The following is a 22437-nucleotide window of genomic DNA, read 5'->3' as shown; positions in this document are numbered from 1 at the left end:
GGAATGGGCGGAGATACACGCAATCTATACGCTCCAAGGGAGGTATTGTCGTTTGACATTAATTCTAACTCTCACATGGAAATTGGGTGCTTATGGCTTCGTATATACCGAGCCCCCTTGCTTCGGACCAACGGTTGGGATGTTCATCAGCCCAGTTCAAAAAGCCTTGCGCAAGAGCTCTCAGGGTATGGTTTGGGGCCGCCTTGAGAAATGAGGGAACAGTAATGTCATCGGAACGGCAAAGGGTCATCATCAGTTCGGCTACGCCTTTCAGGAAACTGCGACAGTCGGTGATCTGTATCATTTCCTCCACGTCAAGTGCTTCCAACTTTTGGTCAACAAGCTGGCAATTTGCCCGCAAGTCACCAATCGTTTTGAATCCTATCTCTGCGGCAGAGAGGTTCGAAGTGAAGGCAACAATTGCGCATATAGCAACAATAGAAACACTCTTTTTTGCTGGTTTCATTTGGATATCCTCAAACGACAAAGATCTCAGCGCCATTTAGGGGCGTAGGAGTCGGAGAGACAAGCAAGTTTTCCCACTAGGACTGGATCTTACGCCCTGTCATTACGCGCGATCCACAGTTGCCACGTCTGCAATTCCCCCAGTCGACAGAACCAGATTACTCCCTTTATTCTCATAAAGGTTCCTCACTTTAATTCCGGGCGCTATTCACAGCTCATCCCTTAAGATTTCCCTAACAAAAAATGGAAATCATTGCGTATACAACCGCTTAGCCGGCATTCCGCGCGCGATTCACCTTAGCGGAACAGCACCAAAGCCCCCGGCGACCACGCCACTCGTGTCCGCGCGCCGATATCCAGAACGGGGCGGCCAAAGACGTTGCGCATCGAAATCCGGATCGGCTTTTCGGTGCCATCCAGCCGCACGTCATAATAGGTCATATCGCCGTAATAAACGACCTCCTCGATGGTCGCCATTGACTCGCGGTCGGTCGCGGTCTGCCCTTCAAACAGGATGGTCAGCGTTTCGGGGCGGAAACCCACCGCCGCCCCCTCGCCCGAGGCAGCACCGGGGGCTTGCTCGGCCTCCAGCGTGACCTTGCCAAAGCCCTGCGCCTCGACCTCCAGCTTGCCGCCGGTCTCACTGAGGATACTGGCGGGCAGAAAGTTCATCGTCCCGATAAAATCCGCCACCTTGCGGCTGTTGGGGCGGCGATACAGCGTTTCAGGGTCGGCAAGCTGCGCGATCTCGCCTTCAAACATCACCGCGATCCGGTCCGACATGACCAGCGCTTCCTCTTGGTCATGCGTCACCAGAATGAAGGTGATGCCGACCTGCCGCTGAAGCCGGATCAATTCCACCTGCATCTGCTCGCGCATCTTTTTATCCAGCGCCGACAGGGGTTCATCCAGCAGCAGCACTTTCGGCTTCAAAATCAGCGCGCGCGCAAGGGCCACGCGTTGCCGCTGCCCGCCCGAAAGCGCATGTGCCGCCCGCGCGCCATATCCCTTCAGGCCCACCATATCCAAGGCCTCGCCCACACGGGCCGCCAGCGCATCCTTGGTCAGGCCCGCGCGACGCAGGCCAAAGCCCACATTCTCCCCCACCGTCAGATGCGGAAAAATCGCGTAGGATTGGAACACCATATTCGTCGGCCGCTGGTTGGCAGGCACCCCGGCCATATTGCGCCCGTCGATCATCACCGCACCCGAGGATATCCCCTCAAACCCCGCTATGGTGCGCAAAAGCGTGGTCTTGCCGCAGCCCGACGGCCCCAGCAGCGAGAAAAACTCCCCCGCTTTGATCGTCGCGGTGATGCCCCGCAGCGCATGATAATCGCCGTAATATTTATGCACGTCCTGAAACGCGATCATGGTGGGTTTCTCGGTCACAGGAAGCCTCCGGTATCTTTTCCGCCCGATTTCGCAATGCCACGGCGGCGGAAATATTCAGCAATGGTCAACAAGATGATGGACAGACACACCAGCACCGTCCCCAGCGCCATGATGACAGGCACGGCAGACGGAAAGCGGAACTGCGAGAAGATGAACACCGGCAGCGTCGGCTCGGTGCCTGCAAGGAAGAAGGCGATGATGAACTCATCCAGACTGATGGTGAAAGAGATCAACAAGCTGGAGATGATGCCCGGCATCACCAGAGGCAGGATGATCAGCCGAAAGGTGGAGGCGGCGGATTCGCCCAGATCATAAGCGGCTTCCTCAAGGCTTTGATCAAGCGATTGGAAGGCCGAGGACAGGATCGCGATGGTAAACGGCGTGCAGATCAGCACATGGCCCAGAATGACCGTCCAAAGCGACAGGCTGACCCCCAGCCCCAGCAACACCACCAGCAAGGACACCGCCACGATGATTTCCGGCAGCACCAAGGGCAGCATGATTAACCCCATCAAGCCCGCCTTCATCGGAAAGCGATAGCGGGTCGAGGCACGCGCCGCAAACACCCCCAGCGTGGTGGCCAGAACCGCCGATGTGACCGCGATGAACAGTGAGTTTTTCACCGCAAGGCTTAGCGTCGGCTGCTCCAGCATCGCGCTGAACCAGCGGGTGGAAAACCCGGTCAGCGGAAAGGCGATGACCGTTGCATCATTAAAGGCAAACATCGGCAGAATGATGATCGGCGCATAGAGAAACACCAGATAGCCGATGGCATAGACCTTGAACCAACCACCTTTCATCATTTCGGCCCTTTCAAATAGCGGCGGTTCAACCCGATGAAGATCAGGCTGACCAGCGTCACAATCCCCATGGCCGATACCGCAATGGCAGACCCAAGCGGGTAGTTATCCAGCTTCAGATATTGCAACTGGATCAGGTTCGCGACCATCCGCCCCTCGGGCCCGCCGACAAGTTGCGGGGTCACATAATCGCCGATGGTGGGAATGAACACGATCAGCACCGATGCAATCACCCCCGGCATGGCCAGCGGCAGCGTTACCCGCCGGAAGGTCATGAACTTGCTTTCGCCAAGGTCTTGCCCCGCCTCCAGCAAGCTGCGGTCAATCTTTTCCAGCGCCACGAAAATCGGCAGAATCGCAAAGGGCGCATAAGCATGGGCCAGCGTGATGACGACCGAGTTGACGTTATAGAGGATGAAGGTCAGCGGCTCATCAATCAGGCCCAGCCCCAGCAGGCCGGAATTGACCACGCCATTATAACCAAGGATCACCTTCCACAAAAACACCCGGATCAGATAGCTGGTCCAGAACGGGATGGTAATCAGGAACAGCCAGAGCGACTTTTTCGAAGGCGCGACATAGAAACTGACGAAATATGCGATGGGAAAGGCCAGCAACACCGTGACCAGCGTCACCACCATCGCCACAGCCAGAGACCGGATCATGACCGAGCGGTAAAGCTCATTCGTCCAGGCCTCGATATAATTGGCAAGCGTGAAGTCGCGGATGATTTCCAGATAGCCATCGGTCAGAAAGCTATAAAGGACGATGGTGCCCAAGGGCGCTGCCAGCATCAATATGGCATAGAGCGCCGTTGGGCTTATCATCAAAAGGCCATTGGCGGCCTCTGTCTGGCGCAGCTTGGCCCATCGCGAAGACGCGTTCATCATCCACCCCGTCCCAACTTCTTTTCTCGATTAGTTGCACAGCTTTCACGCCATGAAAAGGGCCGAGATGAAGCGGTCGGGGCAGCAGGCATGGCAGAGCGGTGGCTCAGGCCCCGACGCGTTCCAGCGAGATCGCGCGCTTGCCCATCTCTGAGATCAGCGCGGGCACCACCTTGATCGCAGACACCGCATGGCGCAGGGCATCTGACAGATGCGCCTCATTCACCCGCGGGTTTGCGACACGCCAGATCATGCGACGGCTGACGCCATCGTCATAGATCACCTCGGTGCTGCCGTTGCGGGCCTTGCGAAAGCCAAGAAAATGCGCGGCCCCGTCGGGCGCGTGAAAGCCTGTCTGAATTCCCATTTTGGGTCTCTTTTTTGTTTACTGCTTCGTTGCCCGTTAGATGCGCAGCGGCGTGGCTTACGTCAAGGGGCCTCTGCCGGGGTGCAGGCGATATTCCGCCCGCGAGTCCAGCTTGCAACACCTCAGCCGTTTCACACCGAAAGTTCGGCGGGCGGGCTGTCAAGCAGGCGGGCAAGGCGGTGGCAGGCTTCCTCGATCTGGGCGCGGTTGTGATTGCCCGGCAAGGCCAGCCGCACCGCATTGGGCGCGCGACCATGAATCAGCGCAAATTCATCCGCCGAACGCAGCAAAACGCCCTCTGCCTCGGCCATGCGCGCAAAGATCGAGGCACGCCAGCCCGACGGCAGCCGCAGCCAGACAAAAGGCAGCCCCGGTTGCCACGACAGATCATAGGCCCCCAGCACATTGACCACGCCTTCCAGCCGATCCGAAAATGCGTCTTGCACCGCTGTTCGCAACTCTGCCGCGACCCCGGATTCCAGCAAGGTCAGGCACAGGTCAGACACCGGGCGGGCAAGGCCAAAAAAGCTGTGCTGCGCAGTCAAGCGCCCGGCTTGCCCCATGCCGCTGGGGCAAACCACATAGCCCAGCCGCACCGCCGCCGAGATGCTTTTGGAAAAGCTGCCGACATACCACGTGCGCTCTGGTGCCAAGGCGCGCAGAGAGGGGAAATTACTTCGCGCGATGGAATAACAATCATCCTCAATGATTTGAATTTCATAGGCTTTTGCGATTTCTGCAATCTCATGCCTGCGGGCCTCTGGCATCCGCACTGTGGTGGGGTTTTGCGCCTCTGACGTCACGCAGAGCACCTGCGGGCTATGGCGGCGGCAGGCGGCTTCCAACGCGTCGGGGCGCAGACCTTCGGCATCCACCTCGATCGCCAACAACTCGGCCCGCGACAGGCGCGCGGCATGGCGAAAGCCCGCATAGGCAAGATCCTCGATCAAGACCATCGGGCGATCCCCGCGCAGGCAGCATTGAAAAATCAGGTTGATCGCACTTTGCCCCCCATAGCTCAGCGCGATGTCATCCGGCGTCACGCTGCCCAGCACGCGCCCTTCCAGCCATGTCAGAACCGCGCTGCGCAGGGCCAGCTCATCGCGCTGCGAAGGGTAATCAAGCCAGTTGCCATCAATCTGCCCCGACATCTCGGCCAGAGCGGCGTTGAAGGCCGCACCCTGCCCGACATCCGGCATCCGGGGGGAGCGCATGTCGATACGCCCGGCCAGCGAGGCCGGATCGCGTTCGGCATAAAAGCTTTGGGTCGGGCCAAAGCGCGGCGTGGCCGAGGCGACAAAGGTGCCCCGCCCCACGGTCGCGGCCAGCAACCCCTCTTGCGTGGCCAGTTGATAGGCGCGCGAGACGGTGCCGGGCGTGACCTTGATCTGCCAGGCCAGTTCCCGCACCGTTGGCAACTGGCTGTCGGCTGGCAAGGCCCCGCTGCGGATCGCCTCGCGCAGGGCGCGGACAAGGGCCAGATACTTCGGTCCGGGATATTGTGTCAGGTCTGGCTGCCAATTTGTGCTGGTCACAATGTTCCTCTGGCTTTGTTTCCGCGAGTTTGCGATATTGTATGCATACAGTCAATGCTGATTGTATCATTACAAAGTGAGGATCCCATGGCTTACCAGAATGTAGAGACGTTGATCGCCAATCGCCCGCTGCCCCCCGTGGCCGCCGCCGTATTTGCGCTGGCCGTCACCGTTCTGAAATGGGAACAGCGCCAAAGCACCCGACGCGCGCTAAACCGGCTTGAGCCGCATATGCTGCATGATATCGGGCTGACCGATGTGGCCGCCCGCGTTGAAGCAAACAAAGCCTTTTGGCAGGATTAAGCCGCGCGCCGTAACGACCGGGCCCGCGCGTCAACGAATTGGAAGAAAAGCAAAAAGGCCCGCGAGTTTCGCGGGCCTTTTCGATTGGAGTGCAAGCAGATCAGCGCTTGGAGAACTGGAAGCTCTTGCGGGCTTTGGCCTTGCCGTATTTCTTACGCTCAACCACACGGCTGTCGCGGGTCAGGAAGCCTGCGGCTTTCAAAGCGGCGCGCAGGGTGGGATCGTAAAGCTGCAAGGCTTTCGACACACCATGCTTCACAGCACCAGCCTGACCGGACAGGCCACCACCAGCAACCGTGGCCATCACGTCAAACTGGCCTTCAACGCCAGCAACGGTGAAAGGCTGACGCAGAATCATCTGCAACACCGGGCGAGCGAAGTAAACCGGCATATCCTTGCCGTTTACAGTGACCTTGCCGGAACCCGGCTTGATCCAGACGCGGGCAACCGCATCTTTGCGCTTGCCGGTTGCATAGGCGCGGCCCAGCTTGTCGCGCATCGGCTCACGCACGATGGCAGCCGGGGCTGCTGCGGCGGCGGGCGTATCGGCCACAGCCGACTTCAGATCGTCAAGAGATTTGATATCAGCCATGATTATGCGCTCCGCGTGTTCTTCGGGTTCATCGACGCAACGTCAAGAACGGTGGGCTGCTGGGCTTCATGCGGATGCTCGGCCCCTGCGTAAACGCGCAGGTTGGTCATCTGCTGAGCGCCAAGGCTGTTGCGGGTGATCATACGCTCAACCGCTTTGGTGACAACACGCTCAGGATGCGCGCCATCCAGCACTTGGGCTGCGGTGCGGAACTTGATGCCGCCCGGGTGGCCCGTGTGCCAGTAGTAACGCTTGTCAGCGCGCTTGTTGCCGGTCATTTGCACTTTGTCAGCGTTGATCACGATGACATTGTCGCCCATGTCCATATGCGGGGTAAAGGTCGGCTTGTTCTTGCCGCGCAGGATATTCGCTACGATCGTAGCAAGACGGCCCAGAACGATGCCTTCGGCGTCGATCAGGATCCACTTCTTCTGAATATCCGCAGGCGTTGCGGTAAAGGTCTTCATGTGACACCCTTTGAAGTGTGGCGGGGAAAGGCCCCCGGTATCTCGGATGGCGCTGTATCTTTCAGATGCGCTGCGCAGTCAAGCGGCGCACGTCATAATTTTACACGCAAAAACAACGCGTTACAAAATAGGTATTATAATACCCCAAATCTCAGCGCAATTTTGGTGGCTTTGCGGGGTCCATCCCCGGTGCGGCGGGGGCAGCGGGCGCGCTGGCCGCCGGTTCGGGCAGATCAAAGCGCAGCGCCACGCGGGCCAAACGGTCCACCGCAGGCATATCGGCGGCAAGGAAGGTCACATCCATTTCCCCGGCCTCAACACCCGAAAAGGTCAGCGCCTCGCTTGCGGCACGGGTCAGCGCCGCCTCGGCCCCCGGCACCGCCCCGATATAGGCAAGCATATGGCCGTGGCGGCCATCGTCATAGCGCACCGCCGCCAACAGCGCCGCCTGCGCCAAGCCCCCGGCCCGCGCCAGTTTGGCATCCAGCGCCTGCATCAGAGTTTCGGGCAGGCCCTTGGGCGGCTCAAAGGCTACGGGCCGGGCGGAGACATTGGCGGGCGCGTGGTTCAGGGTTTCGGCCAGCCAGATCAGCGCCTCGGGCGAGACGAGAAATTCGCCCTCGCCCACCCCCAGATTGATGCCAAGCGCCACATTCTGTCCGGCAAGCTGTGACGCGATCACCCGGCCCGGCAGTTCGGCATAGGGCACGGGCGCATCCGTGGTGGCGGCCAGCCGTTCCTCGCTGTCATAGGCCAGCACGACCTGCGTAGCCTCCAGCGTGACCAGAACCGGCCGCACGGCCCCCTCGTCGGCCTCTTGCTCCAGCATCAGATAGAGCATGCCATCGGCCAGCCGCGCGTAATAGCGCATGCGGGCGGCGTCATCCTCTGGCGCGGCCATCATCGCGGCATGGGCCGCATCCAGATTGCCTGCCGCCTGCTTGCCCTGATCCGCCATACCGTCCCCCTTCGCTTGCGCCTGCCCCTTGCCTTACGCATCCCCGGCCCAAGGGACAAGATGCAAGCACAGCACAGTGTCAGTCTTTCCGTCGCAGTTCATTGCGGCCATTTGCCCGCGGGGGTAAACAGAATACCCGACGACAAACCCCTCTTTCACAAGGCTGCCGCCCCGTGACCCCCGCTTCCCCCTATCTGCAACGCTATGCCAAGGCGCTTTTGCTTGGCACCCTGCTGGCGACCCTTGCGGTCAATATCGCGCCCGGTCTGTATTATGATACGGTGGAATGGCATCCGTTCAACACCGACCCGCTGTATCGTCTGCGGCTGTTCTTTCCCGGCTTCACCCTTGCGACTGTGGTGTCCTGCCTGCTGATGCCGCTGTTCTTTCTGCTGATCGGCAAGGAGCTGTGGGAGGCATTGGTGCTAGAACATGGCGGGTTGCGCGGCAAGCTGGCGCTGGTCCCGGTAGGCATGGTGCTGGGGGGCATGTTTGTCAGCTCTTTGATCTGGGTGTTGCTGACGCTTGGGTTGGAAACAGCCGAGGAAGCGGTGGACGCGCGCGGTTGGGTCATGCCCTTTGGCAGCGATATGGTGCTGGCATTCTTCTTTGGGCGCATGATCTTTGGGCGCGGGCATCCGGCGCTTCAGGTGCTGTTGTTCCTGTGCATTCTGGACGGGTTGATCGGGCTTGTCGTCGGCGGCTTCACCGCCCCACTGGAATATAACCTGCGTGCCTTGTGGCTGATCTTGCCTGCCGGGGCGGCGGCCTTTGGCTATGTCCGCCTGACGCGGCCCTACCAGAAACAATCCTTGACCGAATTGGAACGCCAGCGCGCCGGGCGGCTGTGGCCTTGGGTTATCCTTGCGGTGTTTTCGTGGATCGGCATGTCGGCTTCGGGCCTGCCGCCCGCCTTGGCGCTGTTGCCCCTGCTGCCCGCCCTGCCCCATGGCCATCACAGCTTTGGCCTGTTCGCCGAGGCCGAAGGCTTTCTGACCGACCCGCTGAACCGGCTGAGCCATGCCATCAGCGCCCCCGTGATCGTGATCCTGTTCCTGTTCGGCCTGACCCGTGGCGCGCTGGACCTTGCCGCCTTTGGCCCGACCACATGGATCATGCTGGGCGCGCTGTGGCTGGGCAAACCTTTGGGCGTGTTCGGGGCTGCGCTGATCCTGAAACGCATGGGCCGCCCTTTGCCCAACCGGCTGGGCCTGCGCGAAATCGCCTATATCGCGGGGCTGATGGGCATCGGCTTTACCGTGCCGCTGCTGGCACTGGAAACCGCGCTGCCGGGTGGCGCCATGCAAGAGGCCGCGCGTCTGGGGCTGGGCATCAGCCTGCTGCTGGGCCCGGCTTTGGTGCTGCTGGCCCGCAAGGTCACGCCCCACACGGCAAAGGGGGGAAAAGCCGCACGCCATTAACCTTGCCGCGCCAAGGGGAAAGCGACATAATGCTGCCCAAATCCCGGTGTAGCGATAGGCCAAACCTGCCGCGCCAGACTTGGTGAGACAAAGTTAACGATAAACGCGTATCCCAGATCAAACCGGGAACGAGAGGCGAATTTTGAAAGCAGTCCGATGATCGCGTTTGAAAATGTGAGCAAGTCCTTCTGGACCGGCAAAACCCGCAAGGTGATCCTTGACCGGGCCTCTTTCACAGTGGAACGCGGCAATTCGCTTGGTATTCTGGCCCCCAATGGCGCGGGCAAGACCACGATCATCAACATGATGGCCGGGCTGGAAAAACCGGACGAAGGCAAGATCATCCGCACCTCGCGCATTTCTTTCCCGCTGGGGTTCATGGGCGGGGTGATGAACAAACACACCGGCACCGAAAACGCCCGCTATATCGCCCGGCTTTACGGGCTTGACCCCGATTATATGGAAAGCTTTTGCCGCTGGCTGGCCGGGATCAAGGAATATTTCGATATGCCGGTGGGCACCTATTCCTCGGGGATGCGCTCGCGGTTTTCCTTTGCGCTGATGCTGGCGCTGGAATTCGACTTTTACCTGATTGACGAAGGCATGCCCTCGACCGGGGATGTGGAGTTCAATCAGAAGGCCGGCGCGATCCTGCGGCAGCGGCTGGAAAATGCAACGATCATCGTGGTGTCGCACCAAGCCGCCACGTTGGAAAAATTCTGCCGCTCGGCCGCCGTGCTGAAAAACGGCCAGCTTTACATGTTTGAAACCCTGGAAGAAGCGAAACGTCTTTATGACTACGAAGCTCACAGCTAAGCGGTTTCGCACCCGCCGCCCCGAATTTCCGCCTGTGCCCGCCGAGGGCGATGCAGGCATGTTCGACAATGCCGATGACGGGTTTGGCCCCGGCAAATTCCCGACGGCAAACCCCGCCAATCTGTCCACCCCGACCGAGGTCGCCGCGGAGGAAGCGCTGGACAAGATCCGCCAAGAAGGGCTGACGGGGCGGCAGTTGCGCATGGCGCGCAAACTGGCGCAAAAGCACGGGCTGCCCGCCACATCGGATTTTGATGCCGTGCGCCTGTTGCGCGCCGCCGGGGTTGATCCGTTCCAGCGCACCAGCATGCTCGATCTGGTCGCCCCCGATGGCAAACCGATCCAGACCGAAGGTTCGCGGGCATTGACGCAGGTTCCGGCGGGTGACGGCGTGAAGCTGCCGCAAACCATCAAGCCGATTCAGGTCCCCTCGACCGAGACGCGGGCCGAGCAGAACCATGTCGCCGATATCATGAAGATCCAAAAGGATCTGGCGCGGCGGCGGCGGCGCAAATCCTTGCTGCTGATGATGCGGCTGGCGTTTTTTGTCATGCTGCCCACGCTGTTGACGGGCTGGTATTATTACATGGTCGCCACCCCGCTTTATGCGACCAAATCCGAATTCGTGATCCAGCAGGCGCAAAACCCCGCTGCTGCGGCAGGTGGGCTGGGCGGTTTGCTGCAAGGTTCTCCGCTTGCCACGTCCCAAGACAGTATTGCCGTGCAAGGCTATCTGCAATCACGCGAAGCGATGCTGCGGCTGGATGAGGAACACGGCTTCCGCGCCCACTACAGCGACGCCGCCATCGACCCGATTCAACGGCTGGAACATGATGCCTCGCTGGAGGCGGCCTATAAGCTGTATAAGCGGAATTTCCAGATTTCCTATGACCCGACCGAAGGTCTGATCAAGATGGAGGTCATCGCGACCAGCCCGGAAAAATCGGTGGAATTTGCCAATGCGCTGATCCGCTATGCCGAAGGACAGGTCGACCAGTTGACCCAGCGCCTGCGTGAAGACCAGATGCGCGGCGCGCGCGAAGGGTTTGAGGATGCCGAAGCCAAGATGCTGGTGTCCCAGCGCCGCGTGGTGGAGTTGCAGGAAAAGTTCAAGGTCCTGTCATCCGAGGTGGAAGTGACGCTGATCACCTCGCAGATCGGGCAGCTTGAAACCTTGCTCAGCCAGGACCGGCTGTCCTTGCAGCAGATGAAATCCAACGCGCGCCCCAATGCCGCGCGGATGGAACCGCTGGAACGCCGGATCATCGCGCTGGAGGATGAGATTGCCGCGCTGCGTGCCAAGCTGACGGAAGGCAGCGCGGGCGGTGAATCCCTTGCGCAGGTGCAAAGTGAATTGCTGGTGGCGCAAGCGGATGTGCAGACGCGGCAGTTGATGCTGGCACAGTCCATTCAGTCGATGGAGGCTGCCCGCGCCGATGCCAACCGCCAGACCCGCTATCTGTCGCTGTCGGTAAAGCCGATTCCGCCGGACGAGGCCACCTATCCCCGCGCCTTTGAATCGACTTTGGTTGCGATGCTGATTTTTTCGGGCATCTATCTGATGATCTCGATGACCGCTGCAATCCTGCGCGAACAGATCACCGCGTAACGGATACCGACAAGACACAAGATCGGCCATCCCGCGACGGGGTGGCCGTTTTGCTTTGCGATCGCGCGGGACGTCTGATTTCTGTCGCTTTGCACCATGCTGCACCAGCAGCCATGCACTTGCTGCAACGCGGCATTGCGGCATTGTCTGTTTAACCCCTTCACCAAACAACACATATTGCCGGTAGGGAAGAAAAACTGACCCATTAGATAGGAGTCTCCCATGGCTTATATGACAGCTGTAAAATCCGATGCGAAACCTGCAGGCAGCCTGTTTCACAGCATCGCAGCGCCTTTCACTTCTTTCTGGAACCTGCTGGTTGCCATCGGTGAAAACCACCCGATCAACGCCACCATCCAGAAACTGAATGACACGCCGGACGCCGAATTGGCCGCTCGCGGCACCTCGCGCGAACAGGAAATCCGCCGCATTTTTGCAGGCCGGATGGTGCTCTGAGAAAAACTTTGCGCGACAGGGCGGACTGACAGCGTTAGACTGGGCACATTCATTGCGTGAGTTGTGCCTATGTCCAACCTGCCCCCCTGCCGCCGCCTTCGGCGCGATGCCCCTGCGGCCCCGTGCTATGATCTGGTCGTTCTGCCGCATCAGGACCGCGCGCTGCGTGTCCGCGCTTTGACCACGGTGCATGATGAAAGTTTCATTGTTGACCTGCCCGAACGCACCCAGCTTGATGGCTATTTCGGTTTTGAACTGGAAGATGGCCGGGTCATCGAATTGATCCATGCCGAGGAGGAGTTGCTGGAGGTGCGCGGCAATCTGACACGCATCGCTTGGCATTTCGGTGCGTTGAATCTTTTGGTGCAGGTTGAGGAGTCTCGGCTGTTGGTGCAGCGCAGCGAAACCGCCGAAATCCTGTTACACCATCTGGGCGCCGCCTATCACCTGACGACAGAGCCTTTCGCCCCCGAAGCCCCGGTGCAGATTGACCACCATCATCACCACGATCACCCGGCAGCAACCGCGCCCGCACCGCCGGATGCCGCCCCGCATTCAGGCGATCCATTTTAGACATATTTCAAGGTGTTATGCGGCGATCTTAAACCAGATCACCCGGCTTTCTTTTCCCAGCGCCCAGATTCTTCGGACCAGTATTGCGCCGCAAGTCCGGCCCCTGTCAGCGCCTTCCATTGCACGCGTGCTGCCGAAACGGCCGCCTCATCCCGCCCGTCGAACAGGATGAACACCCGTTCCAGCCCTTTCGCTTCCTCTGGGTCCACTTCGGCACCGTCAACGGCCATCAGCGCCTGCGCGGCATTGGCTATGCCCCCCAGCCCCAGCAAAACCGGCTGATCGGCATCATGCGGGCCACCTTCCAGCCCATGCGGCAGAAAGCTGTCCTCTGGCCCGTCCCACAAAATACCGTCCAGCCGTTGCAGACGCTTGGCATCGGTGCCGCGCAGCATGACCCGCCACCCGGCCTGCATCGACCGGGTCAGCAAGCTCCGCACCGTATCCTCGGTTGAGGAGGCGGTGAGGTGATAGAACATCACCACCCCCATGGCATCAGGCCTCGAACTTGTCGCGGATCAAACGGTCCAGCGCCATGACACCCCAGCCTGTCGCGCCTTTGGGGGCCAGTGTGGTATCGGCCTTGACCAAAGCCGTGCCTGCGATGTCGAGGTGGCACCACGGCATATCATCCTTGATAAACCGTTTGAGGAATTGCGCGGCGGTGATTGCGCCGCCATCCCGCCCGCCGACATTCATCATATCAGCGATCCGGCTTTTCAGCTTGGCGTCATAGGCATCGCCCATCGGCATCCGCCACGCGCCTTCGCCTTCGGCGCGGCAGGCCTTCAGCAACGCATCGCACAGCCCGTCGTCATTGCTGAAAACACCGGTGTTTTCATGGCCCAAGGCCACAATGATGGCCCCGGTCAGCGTGGCGAGGTTGATGATGCCCGACGGTTTGAACCGCTCTTGCGCATACCACAGCACATCGGCCAGCACCAAACGACCCTCGGCATCGGTGTTGATGACCTCAATCGTGTCGCCTTTCATGGATTTGACCACATCGCCGGGGCGTTGCGCGCGCCCGTCCGGCATGTTTTCCACCAATCCCACAAGCCCGACCACATTGGCCTTCGCCCGCCGCAGCGCCAGCGTGCGCATCACGCCCGCCACCACGCCCGCGCCGCCCATATCCATGGTCATATCTTCCATGCCGCCCGCCGGTTTGATGGAAATGCCGCCAGTATCAAAGACAACGCCTTTGCCGACCAGCGCAAAGGGGGCCTCATCCCCGCCGCCGTTCCACTGCATCACAACCACTTTGGACGGGCTTTCCGACCCCTGCCCAACCCCCAGCAGCGCACCCATGCCCAGCTTGGTCAGCTCTTCCTCTGCCAGAATTTCGACTTCCAGACCAAGTTCCTGCATCGCAGCCAGACGGGCGGCGAAATCATAGGTGGTCAGCACATTCGCAGGCTCATTCACCAGATCGCGGGTAAAGAACACGCCTTCGGCTACAGCGGCCATGGGCTTGGCGGCGGCGGCGACCTCTTCGGGTTTGGTGACCATCATCGTGACCGCCCCCCGCGCCGTGGGTGTGCCGGTTTTATGGGGTTCGAAATCATAGGCGCGCAGGGCCAGCCCGAAGGAAACCTCGGCTGCGCGCTGCATGGACCCCGCCAGAACCAAAACCCCGGATTTGCCAACCGCACGGCCAATCGCGGCCCCGGCTTTGCGGGCGGTGGCGGCATCGGCGCGCGGGCCTGCCTTGACGATCTGCAACGCTTCGGCAGCCAGCCCGGCGGGCCAAGCCAGATCAACGCCCTCTCCCGGTTTCACCTTGGTCCAGGCCTCTGCCCCCAGAAAGCGGTTCAGCGCGCCTTTGGTCAACCGGTTCAGCCGCCGGGCCGCAGGGCTGCGCGCGGTGGTATCATCGGGGGCCACCAGCAAGGCAAGGCGGCCTTCAAAACGGGCCAGCGCCTCAAGATCGGTTTCCTGAAACTGAATCGGCAAAGGGTGGGTCATCTGAACTCTTTCCAGTTGGGCATGTTTGCGCCGCAGGGCGCGGCACTTGGGGCAAAGCCTATCCCCTGACACCCGGCTTGACCAGACCCCGCGCGCCCCGCCGCCGGGGGCGGTTTTTTGCCGGGCGCTACCCGGTTTTTTCCGAGATATGAGTTTTCCCTGCCAGGGATTTCCGCTACTGTGCCCCCTAGTCAGTGGTGGGAGAATGAAGCGCGTGGCCAGATTCGACAGATATCTACTGTCGCAATTTCTTGCGTTGTTTGGGTTTTTCTCACTAATTCTGGTATTGATCTATTGGATCAACCGCGCTGTTGGCCTGTTTGACCGCATTATCGGTGATGGCCAGTCGGCGCTGGTGTTTCTGGAAATCTCGCTTTTGACGCTGCCCAATGTGATCAGGGTGGTGCTGCCCGTTTCGGCCTTTGTGGCGGCGGTGTATACCACCAACCGGCTCACACAGGATGGAGAGTTGGTGGTGATGCAGGCCACCGGGTTTTCGGCCTTTCGGCTGGCACGGCCTGTGATGTATTTCGGGCTGTGCGTCTCGGTCATGCTGATCTTGCTGTATAACGTGATCGTGCCTGCCAGCCGCGCCGTGCTGGCCGACCGCACCGCCGAAATCAGCGCCAATCTGACCGCGCGGTTTCTGGTCGAAGGGCAGTTCATGCATCCGGCGAATGGCATTACTTTCTACATCCGCGACATCTCGGACAATGGCGAGTTGCTGGATGTGTTCATGGCCGATGACCGAGAGCAAAGCACGCGCACGACCTATACCGCCCGCAAGGCGCTGCTGGTGCGCGGCGATGTGGACCCCAAGCTGATCATGTTCGACGGCATGAGCCAAAGCTATGACACCGCGAAAAAGCGCCTCGCGGTCACGCTGTTCAGCGATTTCACCTATGATCTTGGCGGGCTTTTGGTGGCGAATGCGCCCGATGCGCGATCTTTGGACGAATTGTCGACGCTGGAATTGCTGAACCCGACCGCGGCGCTGACAAAAGAAACCGGCGCAACCCCTGAGGCCCTGCTGTCGGAAGGACATGCGCGGCTTGGTCAGCCGTTTCTGGCCTTGGCCACGGCATTAATCGGCTTTGCCACCTTGCTTTTGGGGGCGTTCAGCCGCTTTGGCCTGTGGCGGCAAATCGTCGGGGCTGTGGTGGTTCTGATCGTGTTGCAGATGGTCAATAACGCGGCCACCTCAGCCTCGGTCAAGATGGCGGGGGGATGGGCCTTGGTTTATGTGGCGCCCGTGCTGGGCATCGTTATGGCGGTTGGTATTCTGTGGATCGCGCAACGCCCGCGACGCCGCCACAGCGCAGGCCCCGGCCCCACCAGTGCGGAAAGGGCGCATGCATGATCCTGAGCCTGTATTTCGTCAACCGCTTCCTCAAGGCCATCGGTCAGGTGTTTTTCGTGTTCTTCGGTATCCTGATGCTGATCGACATGGTGGAACAATTACGCCGGTTTTCCGGGCAGAACATCAGCCTGACCGATGCCGCCACGCTGGCGCTGATGAACGTTCCGGCGAATTTGTATCGCATCTTGCCGCTGATTTTCATTCTGGCCGCCATCACGCTGTTCTTGTCGCTGGCCAAAAGCAGCGAGCTGGTGATCGTGCGCGCGGCGGGGCGGTCCGGGCTGCGGTTCCTGCTGGCCCCGGTGCTGGCCGCCCTTGCGCTTGGCAGTCTGGTGGTGGCCGTGCTGAACCCGCTGGTGGCGGCAACGACCAAACAATACGAAGCGCTTTATGCCCATCAGGCGCGCGGGGCCGAAAGCGTCTTGTCGATCAGCGAGAACGGGCTTTGGCTGCGGCAAGGCGGCCCCGAGGGGCAAGCCGTGATCAAAGCCGTGCGCGCCGATCTGGAAGGCACGCGGCTTTATGCGGCCACCTTCCTGCTTTATGATGCCGATGGCCTGCCCCTGCAACGGATCGAGGCCGATGAGGCAGAGCTGACCCCCGGCGCATGGGTGTTGCACAACGCAAAATACTGGGACCTGACCGCACCGAACCCCGAACGCGGCGCGACTGTGCAGGCAGAGGCGCGGCTGGCCTCGGAACTGACGCTTGACCGCATCCGCGACAGTTTCGGCGATCCGTCTGCCATTCCGATCTGGGCCTTGCCGGATTATATCGCCAAGCTGGAACAGGCCGGTTTTTCTGCCCGTGCGCATCGTGTCTGGCTTCAGATGGAAATGGCCCTGCCCTTGCTTTTGGCTGCAATGGTGCTGATTGCCGCTGGTTTCACCATGCGTCACGCCCGTTTTGGCAAGACCGGGCAAATGGTGCTCTTTGCACTTAGCGGTGGTTTTGCTATTTTCTTTTTGCGCAATTTCGCGCAGGTGTTGGGCGAAAACGGCCAAATCCCGATTGTCCTCGCCGCATGGAGCCCGCCCGTTGCCGCGATCTTGTTGTCGCTGGGCCTTTTGCTGCATCTGGAGGATGGATGATGCGTCTTTTTACCATACTCCTGACCCTTTGCACGCTGCTGGCCGCCCCCTTGGCCCGGGCGCAGGATTTGGCCTCGCTGGTGGCGGATCGCGTGGCGATTGCGGGCAATGATACGCTGCTGGCAACCGGCAACGTCGAGGTGTTCCACAAGGGGAAGCGCCTGAAAGCCTCACGGATCACCTATGATCGTGGCGCGGACCGGCTGACCATCTCGGGGCCGATCGTGCTGACCGATGACTCCGGCACCATCATTCTGGCCAGTCAGGCAGAACTGTCGAGCGATTTTTCCGAAGGTGTGCTGCAAAGCGCGCGGCTGGTGCTGGACCAGCAATTGCAAATGGCCGCCTCCGAGATGATGCGCATCGGCGGGCGCTATACCAGCCTGAACAATTCGGTGGTGTCGTCGTGCAAGGTCTGTGCCAACAACCCGACCCCGCTGTGGGAAATCCGGGCCAATCGCGTCATCCATGATGAATTGGAACGCCAGATCTATTTCGAAAATGCCAGCTTCCGCTTGGCCGGGGTGCCCATTTTCTGGGTGCCGCGTCTGCGGATGCCGGACCCGACGTTGAAACGCCAGACCGGGTTTCTGGCCCCCTCGTTCCGCACGACCAGTGAATTGGGATTTGGGGTCAAGGTGCCCTATTTCATCCGGATCGGCGATGACAAAGACCTGACCGTCACGCCATATATATCCAGCAAGGATGCGCAAACGCTGGGGCTGCGCTACAGGCAGGCCTTTGCCACCGGAACGATCGAGTTGAACGGTGCCCTGTCGCGCGACCAGATCCTGCCCGGTGAGGCGAGAGGCTATTTGACCACCGAAGGCCGCTTTACCTTGCCCAAGGACTTCACGCTCGATTTTTCGGGGATCATCGTGACTGATGAGGCGTATCTGCTGGATTACGGCATCTCCTCGGCAGACCGTCTGGACAGCCGGGTGGAGGCTTTCCGCACCCGTCGCAACGAACATATCTCGGCCCGGCTGATCAATTACCGCTCTATCCGCGCGGGTGACAGCAACAGCACGCTGCCCACCATCGTCGGCGACCTGACCTATCAGCGCCGCTTCTCGCCAAACTCGATCGGCGGTGAAGGGGGCTTCCGCGTGCAATCTCATAGCCATTATCGCAGTTCCGATATTGATACCGACAGCGATGGCGATGGCATCAGCGATGGGCGCGACCTTGCGCGCCTGTCCTTTACGGCTGACTGGCGGCGCAACTGGGTCTTGCCTGCGGGGATCCTTGGCGCGGCCTTCACCGAAATGAACGGTGATTTCTATTCCATCACGCAAGACAGCACATATGCCGGCGACAGCTTTCGCGGCCAGATCGGCACCGGGGTAGAGCTGCGCTGGCCATGGGTGCGCGCCTCGCAAAACGGCGTCAGCCATATCATCGAGCCGGTGGTGCAACTGGTCACGACCAAGCGCAACGGAGCCGTGATCCCGAATGAGGACAGCGTTCTGGTCGAATTCGACGAGAGCAACCTGTTTTCGCTGAGCCGCTTTGCCGGGGCCGATGCGATTGAAAAAGGGCCGCGCGCCAATATCGGATTGAGCTATACGCGCCTCGATCCGACGGGCTGGACCATGGGGCTGACCTTTGGCCGCATCTATCGCAACAAGGACTATGGGCAATTCGGCGTGGCCTCGGGCTTGCAGGGCATGCGTTCGGATTGGTTGGGGGCGCTGCGCCTGTCCTTTGCCAATGGCGTCGAGATGACGAACCGGCTGGTGTTCAACACCGATTTCAAGATCACCAAAGGCGAGATGCGGCTTGCCCTGACGCGCGAGAAATACGGGCTCACCTCGTCCTATGTGCGCATGCTGGCCGACAGCACCGAAAGCCGCACCACCGATGTGTCAGAGCTGACGCTGGATGGCCGCTATCAGTTTACCCCGAATTGGGAGGCCAATCTGAGCACGCGTTATGATTTCGAAGCCGACCGCGCCGCCTCGGCAGGGTTGAACCTTGCCTTCCGCAACGAATGTCTGAAACTGGATATGACCTTGAACCGGCGCTTCACCTCCTCCAGCAGCCTGAGCGCGACCACCGACTTCGGTCTTTCGGTCGATCTGTTGGGCTTTGGCGGCTCCGGTCGGCGTGGCCCGGCCAAAAGTTGCAGTGGTTAAACGGTTGCCATCACCCAGCAGGACAGAGTAGCACTAATGAACCAGATCGCCGCCCATGGGCCAAAGACCCTTGCTATGAGAAGAAGTCGAATGATCCGCCTTGCCCCCCTTGCCATCGCCCTTTCCGCTGTATTGCTGACGGTGGCCCCCGGTGCCATGCCCGCGCAGGCGCAAAACCTGTTTGCGCCGCGTGTCTATGTGAATGATCGCGCGATTACCGAATTCGAAGTGCAGCAGCGCATCCAGATGCTGCGCCTGTTCCGCACGCCCGGCGACCTTGAGAAAGAAGCGTTGAAGGCGCTGATCGAGGATCGGTTGCGCATGGCTGCGGCCAAAGCGTTGAGCATTGCCGCGACGCCCGATCAGATTGCCGCCGGGATGGAAGAATTTGCATCCCGCGCGGAATTGACGGCCGAGCAATTCATCCAAGCCCTTGGGCAAGAAGGCGTTTCACCCCAGACCTTCCGCGATTTCGTCGAAGCGGGTCTGGTCTGGCGTGAGGTGATCCGCCAGCGCTATGCCCCAAAGACCGTGATTTCGGATGCCGAAGTGGATCGCGCGATTGCCGCAGGCGATGGGACAGCAGCGGTTCAGGTGCTGATTTCCGAACTGGTGATCCCGGCCCCCCCCGGTCAGGAAGAGGCGGTATTGGCCCGCGCCGAACGTCTGCGCGCACAGATCAATTCCGAAACCGCCTTTGCCGCAGCGGCCCGGCGCAACTCTGCCTCGGCGACAGCCGGGCGCGGGGGGCGGCTGGACTGGATGCCGCTGGCCAATCTACCCGCAGCACTTGCCCCTGTCATTCTGGGCCTTGCGCCGGGCGAAGTGTCGCAGCCTGTTTCCATGGGTGGGGCCGTGGGCCTGTTCATCCTGAATGGTCTGCGCGAGGATAAGGGTGCCGCGACCAAAGCCGTTACTATTGATTACGCCCAATATCTGCTGCCCGCTGCCAATGGCCCGTCCGAGGCCGCAACCCTGCGCGCCAGTGTTGATACCTGCAATGACCTTTACGCCGTGGCACAGGGTCAACCGGCAGAGCGCTTGCTGCGTGAAACCAAACCCGCCGCAGAGTTGCCCGCAAATATCGGGCGCGCCTTGGCGGCGCTTGACCCCAATGAAAGCACCGATTTTGCCAGCGGCGGCGCGCATGTGTTCCTGATGCTGTGTTCGCGCACCCCGGTGCAAGAAGTGCCGCCCAGCCGTGACGAAGTGCGTGAGCGTTTGCTGAATGAGCGCTTGGCGGCAGAGGCGCAGACCTATCTGGAAGAACTGCGCTTCAACGCCATCATCCGCGAACCATAAGCAATGCAAAGCCCGGTGGAACGGCCCATCGCCCTGACCTGCGGCGAACCTGCGGGCATTGGCCCCGAGATCGCCGCCAAGGCGCGGGCCCTGCTAGGGGCAGAGGTGCCGTTTTTCTGGATCGGTGATCCAAGGCATCTGCCCATGGATTGCGCCTATGATCTGATTGAAAGCCCTCAGCAGGCGCAAGCCGTGGCACCGGGCCGTCTGCCCGTGCTGCCCCATCCTTTCGCCAGCCCCAACACCCCCGGCACCGCACAGCCCGACCATGCCGCCGATGTGATCGCGGTGATCGCGCGGGCGGTGGCACTGGTGATGGCAGGCGAGGCATCTGCCATTTGCACCGCTCCGATCCATAAGAAAGCGTTGAAAGATGGGGCCGGGTTCGCCTTTCCGGGCCATACCGAATATCTGGCCGATCTGGGCGGGGTGGACCGGGTGGTGATGATGCTGGCCTGCCCGCAGTTGCGCGTGGTGCCGGTGACGATCCACATTCCGCTGTCAGAGGTGCCGCAAGCGCTGACCCCGCAGGCGCTGGAAGCAGTGCTGCGCATCACCCATGCGAGCTTGCAGCAGGATTTCGGCATCATGGCACCGCGTATCGCGGTGGCGGGCCTGAACCCCCATGCAGGCGAAGGCGGGGCCATGGGCCGGGCCGAGATCGAGCTGATCACCCCCGTGCTGGACCGATTGCGCGCCGAAGGGATGCAGCTTGCAGGCCCCCTGCCCGCCGATACGATGTTCCATGCGGCGGCCCGCGCGCGCTATGACGTGGCGGTCTGCATGTATCATGATCAGGCGCTGATCCCGATCAAGACCATAGATTTTGCGGGCGGGGTCAACCTGACGCTGGGCCTGCCCTTCATCCGCACCTCACCCGATCATGGCACCGCCTTTGATATTGCCGGGCGTGGCATCGCGGACCCGACCAGCCTGATCGCAGCCCTGCGGATGGCGCAAGACATGGCGCGGGCACGGGGTGGCAAAGCAGCGGGGGGTTTCACACCCCCCGCACCCCCCGTGAGGTATTTGCACCAAGATGAAGCAGGAGGCGGCGATGGCGGCAATTGACGGGCTGCCCAGCCTTGCGCAGGTGATCCGCACGCATGATCTGGTGGCGAAAAAGCAGTTGGGGCAGAATTTTCTGCTGGATTTGAACCTGACCTCCAAAATCGCACGTTGCGCGGGCGATCTGACGCAATGTGATGTGTTGGAGGTGGGCCCCGGCCCCGGCGGCTTGACGCGCGGGCTGTTGGCCGAAGGCGCGCGGCGCGTGCTTGCCGTGGAAAAGGATGCGCGCTGCATGCCTGCACTGGCCGAGATTGCAATGATCTATCCGGGGCGGCTGGAGGTGGTGAATGCCGATGCCTTGGGTCTTGATATTTCCGCGCATCTGACGCCGCCGGTGCGGGTGGTGGCGAACCTACCCTATAATGTGGGAACCGAGTTGTTGATCCGCTGGCTATCGCCCGAGCATTGGCCGCCGTTCTGGCAAAGCCTGACCTTGATGTTCCAGAAGGAAGTCGCGCAGCGCATCGTGGCAAAGCCCGGCGACAAGGCCTATGGCCGATTGGCGCTGTTGGCGCAGTGGCGGGCAGAGCCGAAGATCGTGATGAGCTTGCCGCCCGAGGCTTTCAGCCCCGCGCCCAAGGTGCATTCCGCCGTGGTGCATCTGACCCGGCTGGAGCAGCCGCGATTTGAGGCGAATGCGGCGGCCTTGTCGCGGATCACGGCGATGGGGTTCAACCAGCGCCGCAAGATGCTGCGATCGAGCCTGAAGGCGATGGGGCCGGATATTGAGGCCAAGCTGACGCAAGTGGGCATTGCACCAACCGCGCGGGCCGAAGAAATCTCACTTGAGCAATTCTGCGCTTTGTCACGGCTTTACGACTAGTGTTTTAACAGGCGCATGAAAAAGGCCGGTCGCATCTGCG

General features: G+C 60.8%; 23 protein-coding genes. 12 read left to right on the top strand and 11 right to left on the bottom strand.

Annotation, left to right across the window (positions count from 1 at the left end; all coding sequences use genetic code 11):
- Positions 1-64: 64 nt before the first annotated feature.
- The 6 genes from EGN72_RS08935 to EGN72_RS08910 all read right to left on the bottom strand — a co-directional run bounded on the left by EGN72_RS08935 (position 65) and on the right by EGN72_RS08910 (position 5449).
- A complete protein-coding gene (locus EGN72_RS08935; protein ID WP_127046709.1) occupies positions 65-466 on the bottom strand; it encodes a Rap1a/Tai family immunity protein in 402 nt (133 codons plus the stop codon).
- A 296-nt stretch (positions 467-762) separates the two neighbouring features.
- Positions 763-1839 (bottom strand): ABC transporter ATP-binding protein, encoded by a 1077-nt coding sequence (locus EGN72_RS08930; protein ID WP_127046997.1) that lies wholly within the window; start codon positions 1837-1839, stop codon positions 763-765.
- Positions 1840-1853: 14 nt separating this feature from the next.
- Entirely contained in the window at positions 1854-2660 is an 807-nt protein-coding gene (locus EGN72_RS08925; protein ID WP_127046999.1) for an ABC transporter permease, read from the bottom strand.
- Positions 2660-3547, bottom strand: coding sequence for an ABC transporter permease (locus EGN72_RS08920; protein ID WP_127046707.1), 888 nt, complete (start codon positions 3545-3547; stop codon positions 2660-2662). The genes EGN72_RS08925 and EGN72_RS08920 overlap by 1 nt, the downstream gene beginning before the upstream one ends.
- Positions 3548-3653: 106 nt before the next feature.
- Positions 3654-3914 (bottom strand): hypothetical protein, encoded by a 261-nt coding sequence (locus tag EGN72_RS08915; protein ID WP_127046705.1) that lies wholly within the window; start codon positions 3912-3914, stop codon positions 3654-3656.
- 131 nt (positions 3915-4045) lie between these two features.
- Positions 4046-5449 carry a PLP-dependent aminotransferase family protein gene (locus EGN72_RS08910; RefSeq protein ID WP_127046703.1) on the bottom strand — a complete coding sequence of 468 codons (1404 nt, stop codon included), beginning with the start codon at positions 5447-5449 and terminating at the stop codon, positions 4046-4048.
- 87 nt (positions 5450-5536) lie between these two features.
- On the opposite strand from EGN72_RS08910, the gene EGN72_RS08905 reads away from it, so the two are divergent.
- A complete protein-coding gene (locus tag EGN72_RS08905) occupies positions 5537-5752 on the top strand; it encodes a DUF1127 domain-containing protein (RefSeq protein WP_127046701.1) in 216 nt (71 codons plus the stop codon).
- A gap of 100 nt (positions 5753-5852) precedes the next feature.
- Here the strand turns inward: EGN72_RS08905 and rpsI are convergent, their stop codons facing one another.
- The 3 genes from rpsI to EGN72_RS08890 form a co-directional block, all read right to left on the bottom strand.
- The gene (gene rpsI / locus EGN72_RS08900) at positions 5853-6344 is read right to left on the bottom strand and encodes a 30S ribosomal protein S9 (RefSeq protein ID WP_127046699.1); all 492 of its coding nucleotides are present in this window, start codon (positions 6342-6344) and stop codon (positions 5853-5855) included.
- Positions 6345-6346: 2 nt separating this feature from the next.
- Positions 6347-6811: a 50S ribosomal protein L13 gene (rplM, locus tag EGN72_RS08895; RefSeq protein ID WP_127046697.1), complete on the bottom strand. Its 465-nt coding sequence runs from the start codon at positions 6809-6811 to the stop codon at positions 6347-6349.
- A gap of 151 nt (positions 6812-6962) precedes the next feature.
- Positions 6963-7769, bottom strand: coding sequence for an SseB family protein (locus EGN72_RS08890; RefSeq protein ID WP_127046696.1), 807 nt, complete (start codon positions 7767-7769; stop codon positions 6963-6965).
- A gap of 173 nt (positions 7770-7942) precedes the next feature.
- Between EGN72_RS08890 and EGN72_RS08885 the strand changes: the two genes are divergently transcribed.
- From EGN72_RS08885 to EGN72_RS08865, 5 genes are all read left to right on the top strand, one after another.
- Complete coding sequence (locus EGN72_RS08885; RefSeq protein WP_158623163.1) at positions 7943-9190, top strand: Na+/H+ antiporter NhaA; 1248 nt, start codon at positions 7943-7945, stop codon at positions 9188-9190.
- Positions 9191-9346: 156 nt separating this feature from the next.
- A complete protein-coding gene (locus tag EGN72_RS08880) occupies positions 9347-10006 on the top strand; it encodes an ABC transporter ATP-binding protein (RefSeq protein WP_127046692.1) in 660 nt (219 codons plus the stop codon).
- Positions 9984-11615 carry a capsule biosynthesis protein gene (locus tag EGN72_RS08875; RefSeq protein ID WP_127046690.1) on the top strand — a complete coding sequence of 544 codons (1632 nt, stop codon included), beginning with the start codon at positions 9984-9986 and terminating at the stop codon, positions 11613-11615. Before EGN72_RS08880 ends, EGN72_RS08875 begins: the two co-directional genes overlap by 23 nt.
- Positions 11616-11837: 222 nt before the next feature.
- Positions 11838-12071 (top strand): hypothetical protein, encoded by a 234-nt coding sequence (locus tag EGN72_RS08870; protein WP_127046688.1) that lies wholly within the window; start codon positions 11838-11840, stop codon positions 12069-12071.
- Positions 12072-12140: 69 nt separating this feature from the next.
- Entirely contained in the window at positions 12141-12644 is a 504-nt protein-coding gene (locus EGN72_RS08865) for an urease accessory protein UreE (protein ID WP_127046686.1), read from the top strand.
- 38 nt (positions 12645-12682) lie between these two features.
- Here the strand turns inward: EGN72_RS08865 and EGN72_RS08860 are convergent, their stop codons facing one another.
- Positions 12683-13135 (bottom strand): DNA polymerase III subunit chi, encoded by a 453-nt coding sequence (locus EGN72_RS08860; protein WP_127046684.1) that lies wholly within the window; start codon positions 13133-13135, stop codon positions 12683-12685.
- 4 nt (positions 13136-13139) lie between these two features.
- The gene (locus tag EGN72_RS08855; RefSeq protein ID WP_127046682.1) at positions 13140-14612 is read right to left on the bottom strand and encodes a leucyl aminopeptidase; all 1473 of its coding nucleotides are present in this window, start codon (positions 14610-14612) and stop codon (positions 13140-13142) included.
- 214 nt (positions 14613-14826) lie between these two features.
- Between EGN72_RS08855 and lptF the strand changes: the two genes are divergently transcribed.
- The 6 genes from lptF to rsmA all read left to right on the top strand — a co-directional run bounded on the left by lptF (position 14827) and on the right by rsmA (position 22397).
- On the top strand, positions 14827-15972 hold the full coding sequence (gene lptF / locus EGN72_RS08850; RefSeq protein WP_127046680.1) for an LPS export ABC transporter permease LptF: 1146 nt from the start codon (positions 14827-14829) through the stop codon (positions 15970-15972).
- Positions 15969-17063 carry an LPS export ABC transporter permease LptG gene (gene lptG / locus EGN72_RS08845; RefSeq protein WP_127046678.1) on the top strand — a complete coding sequence of 365 codons (1095 nt, stop codon included), beginning with the start codon at positions 15969-15971 and terminating at the stop codon, positions 17061-17063. Before lptF ends, lptG begins: the two co-directional genes overlap by 4 nt.
- The gene (locus tag EGN72_RS08840) at positions 17060-19201 is read left to right on the top strand and encodes an LPS-assembly protein LptD (protein ID WP_127046676.1); all 2142 of its coding nucleotides are present in this window, start codon (positions 17060-17062) and stop codon (positions 19199-19201) included. Before lptG ends, EGN72_RS08840 begins: the two co-directional genes overlap by 4 nt.
- 90 nt (positions 19202-19291) lie before the next feature.
- Positions 19292-20503, top strand: a complete 1212-nt coding sequence (locus EGN72_RS08835; protein WP_127046995.1) for a peptidylprolyl isomerase — start codon at positions 19292-19294, stop codon at positions 20501-20503.
- A gap of 15 nt (positions 20504-20518) precedes the next feature.
- On the top strand, positions 20519-21574 hold the full coding sequence (gene pdxA, locus EGN72_RS08830; protein WP_127046674.1) for a 4-hydroxythreonine-4-phosphate dehydrogenase PdxA: 1056 nt from the start codon (positions 20519-20521) through the stop codon (positions 21572-21574).
- Positions 21561-22397 carry a 16S rRNA (adenine(1518)-N(6)/adenine(1519)-N(6))-dimethyltransferase RsmA gene (rsmA, locus tag EGN72_RS08825; protein WP_127046672.1) on the top strand — a complete coding sequence of 279 codons (837 nt, stop codon included), beginning with the start codon at positions 21561-21563 and terminating at the stop codon, positions 22395-22397. The genes pdxA and rsmA overlap by 14 nt, the downstream gene beginning before the upstream one ends.
- The last annotated feature ends 40 nt before the right edge of the window (positions 22398-22437 follow it).

This window comes from Pseudorhodobacter sp. E13 (genome assembly GCF_003991405.1).
Taxonomy (GTDB): domain Bacteria; phylum Pseudomonadota; class Alphaproteobacteria; order Rhodobacterales; family Rhodobacteraceae; genus Pseudorhodobacter.
This window is presented reverse-complemented; position numbering and strand designations above follow the sequence as displayed.

Excerpts from the sequence above, each read along its gene's own strand:
- EGN72_RS08915 (WP_127046705.1), bottom strand. The coding sequence starts at position 3,914 with ATGGGAATTCAGACAGGCTTTCACGCGCCCGACGGGGCCGCGCATTTT.
- EGN72_RS08865 (WP_127046686.1), top strand. The coding sequence starts at position 12,141 with ATGTCCAACCTGCCCCCCTGCCGCCGCCTTCGGCGCGATGCCCCTGCG.
- EGN72_RS08840 (WP_127046676.1), top strand. The coding sequence starts at position 17,060 with ATGATGCGTCTTTTTACCATACTCCTGACCCTTTGCACGCTGCTGGCC.
- EGN72_RS08890 (WP_127046696.1), bottom strand. The coding sequence starts at position 7,769 with ATGGCGGATCAGGGCAAGCAGGCGGCAGGCAATCTGGATGCGGCCCAT.
- lptG (WP_127046678.1), top strand. The coding sequence starts at position 15,969 with ATGATCCTGAGCCTGTATTTCGTCAACCGCTTCCTCAAGGCCATCGGT.
- EGN72_RS08935 (WP_127046709.1), bottom strand. The coding sequence starts at position 466 with ATGAAACCAGCAAAAAAGAGTGTTTCTATTGTTGCTATATGCGCAATT.
- rsmA (WP_127046672.1), top strand. The coding sequence starts at position 21,561 with ATGGCGGCAATTGACGGGCTGCCCAGCCTTGCGCAGGTGATCCGCACG.
- EGN72_RS08930 (WP_127046997.1), bottom strand. The coding sequence starts at position 1,839 with ATGATCGCGTTTCAGGACGTGCATAAATATTACGGCGATTATCATGCG.
- EGN72_RS08905 (WP_127046701.1), top strand. The coding sequence starts at position 5,537 with ATGGCTTACCAGAATGTAGAGACGTTGATCGCCAATCGCCCGCTGCCC.
- rplM (WP_127046697.1), bottom strand. The coding sequence starts at position 6,811 with ATGAAGACCTTTACCGCAACGCCTGCGGATATTCAGAAGAAGTGGATC.
- EGN72_RS08880 (WP_127046692.1), top strand. The coding sequence starts at position 9,347 with ATGATCGCGTTTGAAAATGTGAGCAAGTCCTTCTGGACCGGCAAAACC.
- EGN72_RS08835 (WP_127046995.1), top strand. The coding sequence starts at position 19,292 with ATGATCCGCCTTGCCCCCCTTGCCATCGCCCTTTCCGCTGTATTGCTG.
- EGN72_RS08875 (WP_127046690.1), top strand. The coding sequence starts at position 9,984 with ATGACTACGAAGCTCACAGCTAAGCGGTTTCGCACCCGCCGCCCCGAA.
- EGN72_RS08920 (WP_127046707.1), bottom strand. The coding sequence starts at position 3,547 with ATGAACGCGTCTTCGCGATGGGCCAAGCTGCGCCAGACAGAGGCCGCC.
- EGN72_RS08855 (WP_127046682.1), bottom strand. The coding sequence starts at position 14,612 with ATGACCCACCCTTTGCCGATTCAGTTTCAGGAAACCGATCTTGAGGCG.
- EGN72_RS08925 (WP_127046999.1), bottom strand. The coding sequence starts at position 2,660 with ATGAAAGGTGGTTGGTTCAAGGTCTATGCCATCGGCTATCTGGTGTTT.
- EGN72_RS08860 (WP_127046684.1), bottom strand. The coding sequence starts at position 13,135 with ATGGGGGTGGTGATGTTCTATCACCTCACCGCCTCCTCAACCGAGGAT.
- EGN72_RS08870 (WP_127046688.1), top strand. The coding sequence starts at position 11,838 with ATGGCTTATATGACAGCTGTAAAATCCGATGCGAAACCTGCAGGCAGC.
- rpsI (WP_127046699.1), bottom strand. The coding sequence starts at position 6,344 with ATGGCTGATATCAAATCTCTTGACGATCTGAAGTCGGCTGTGGCCGAT.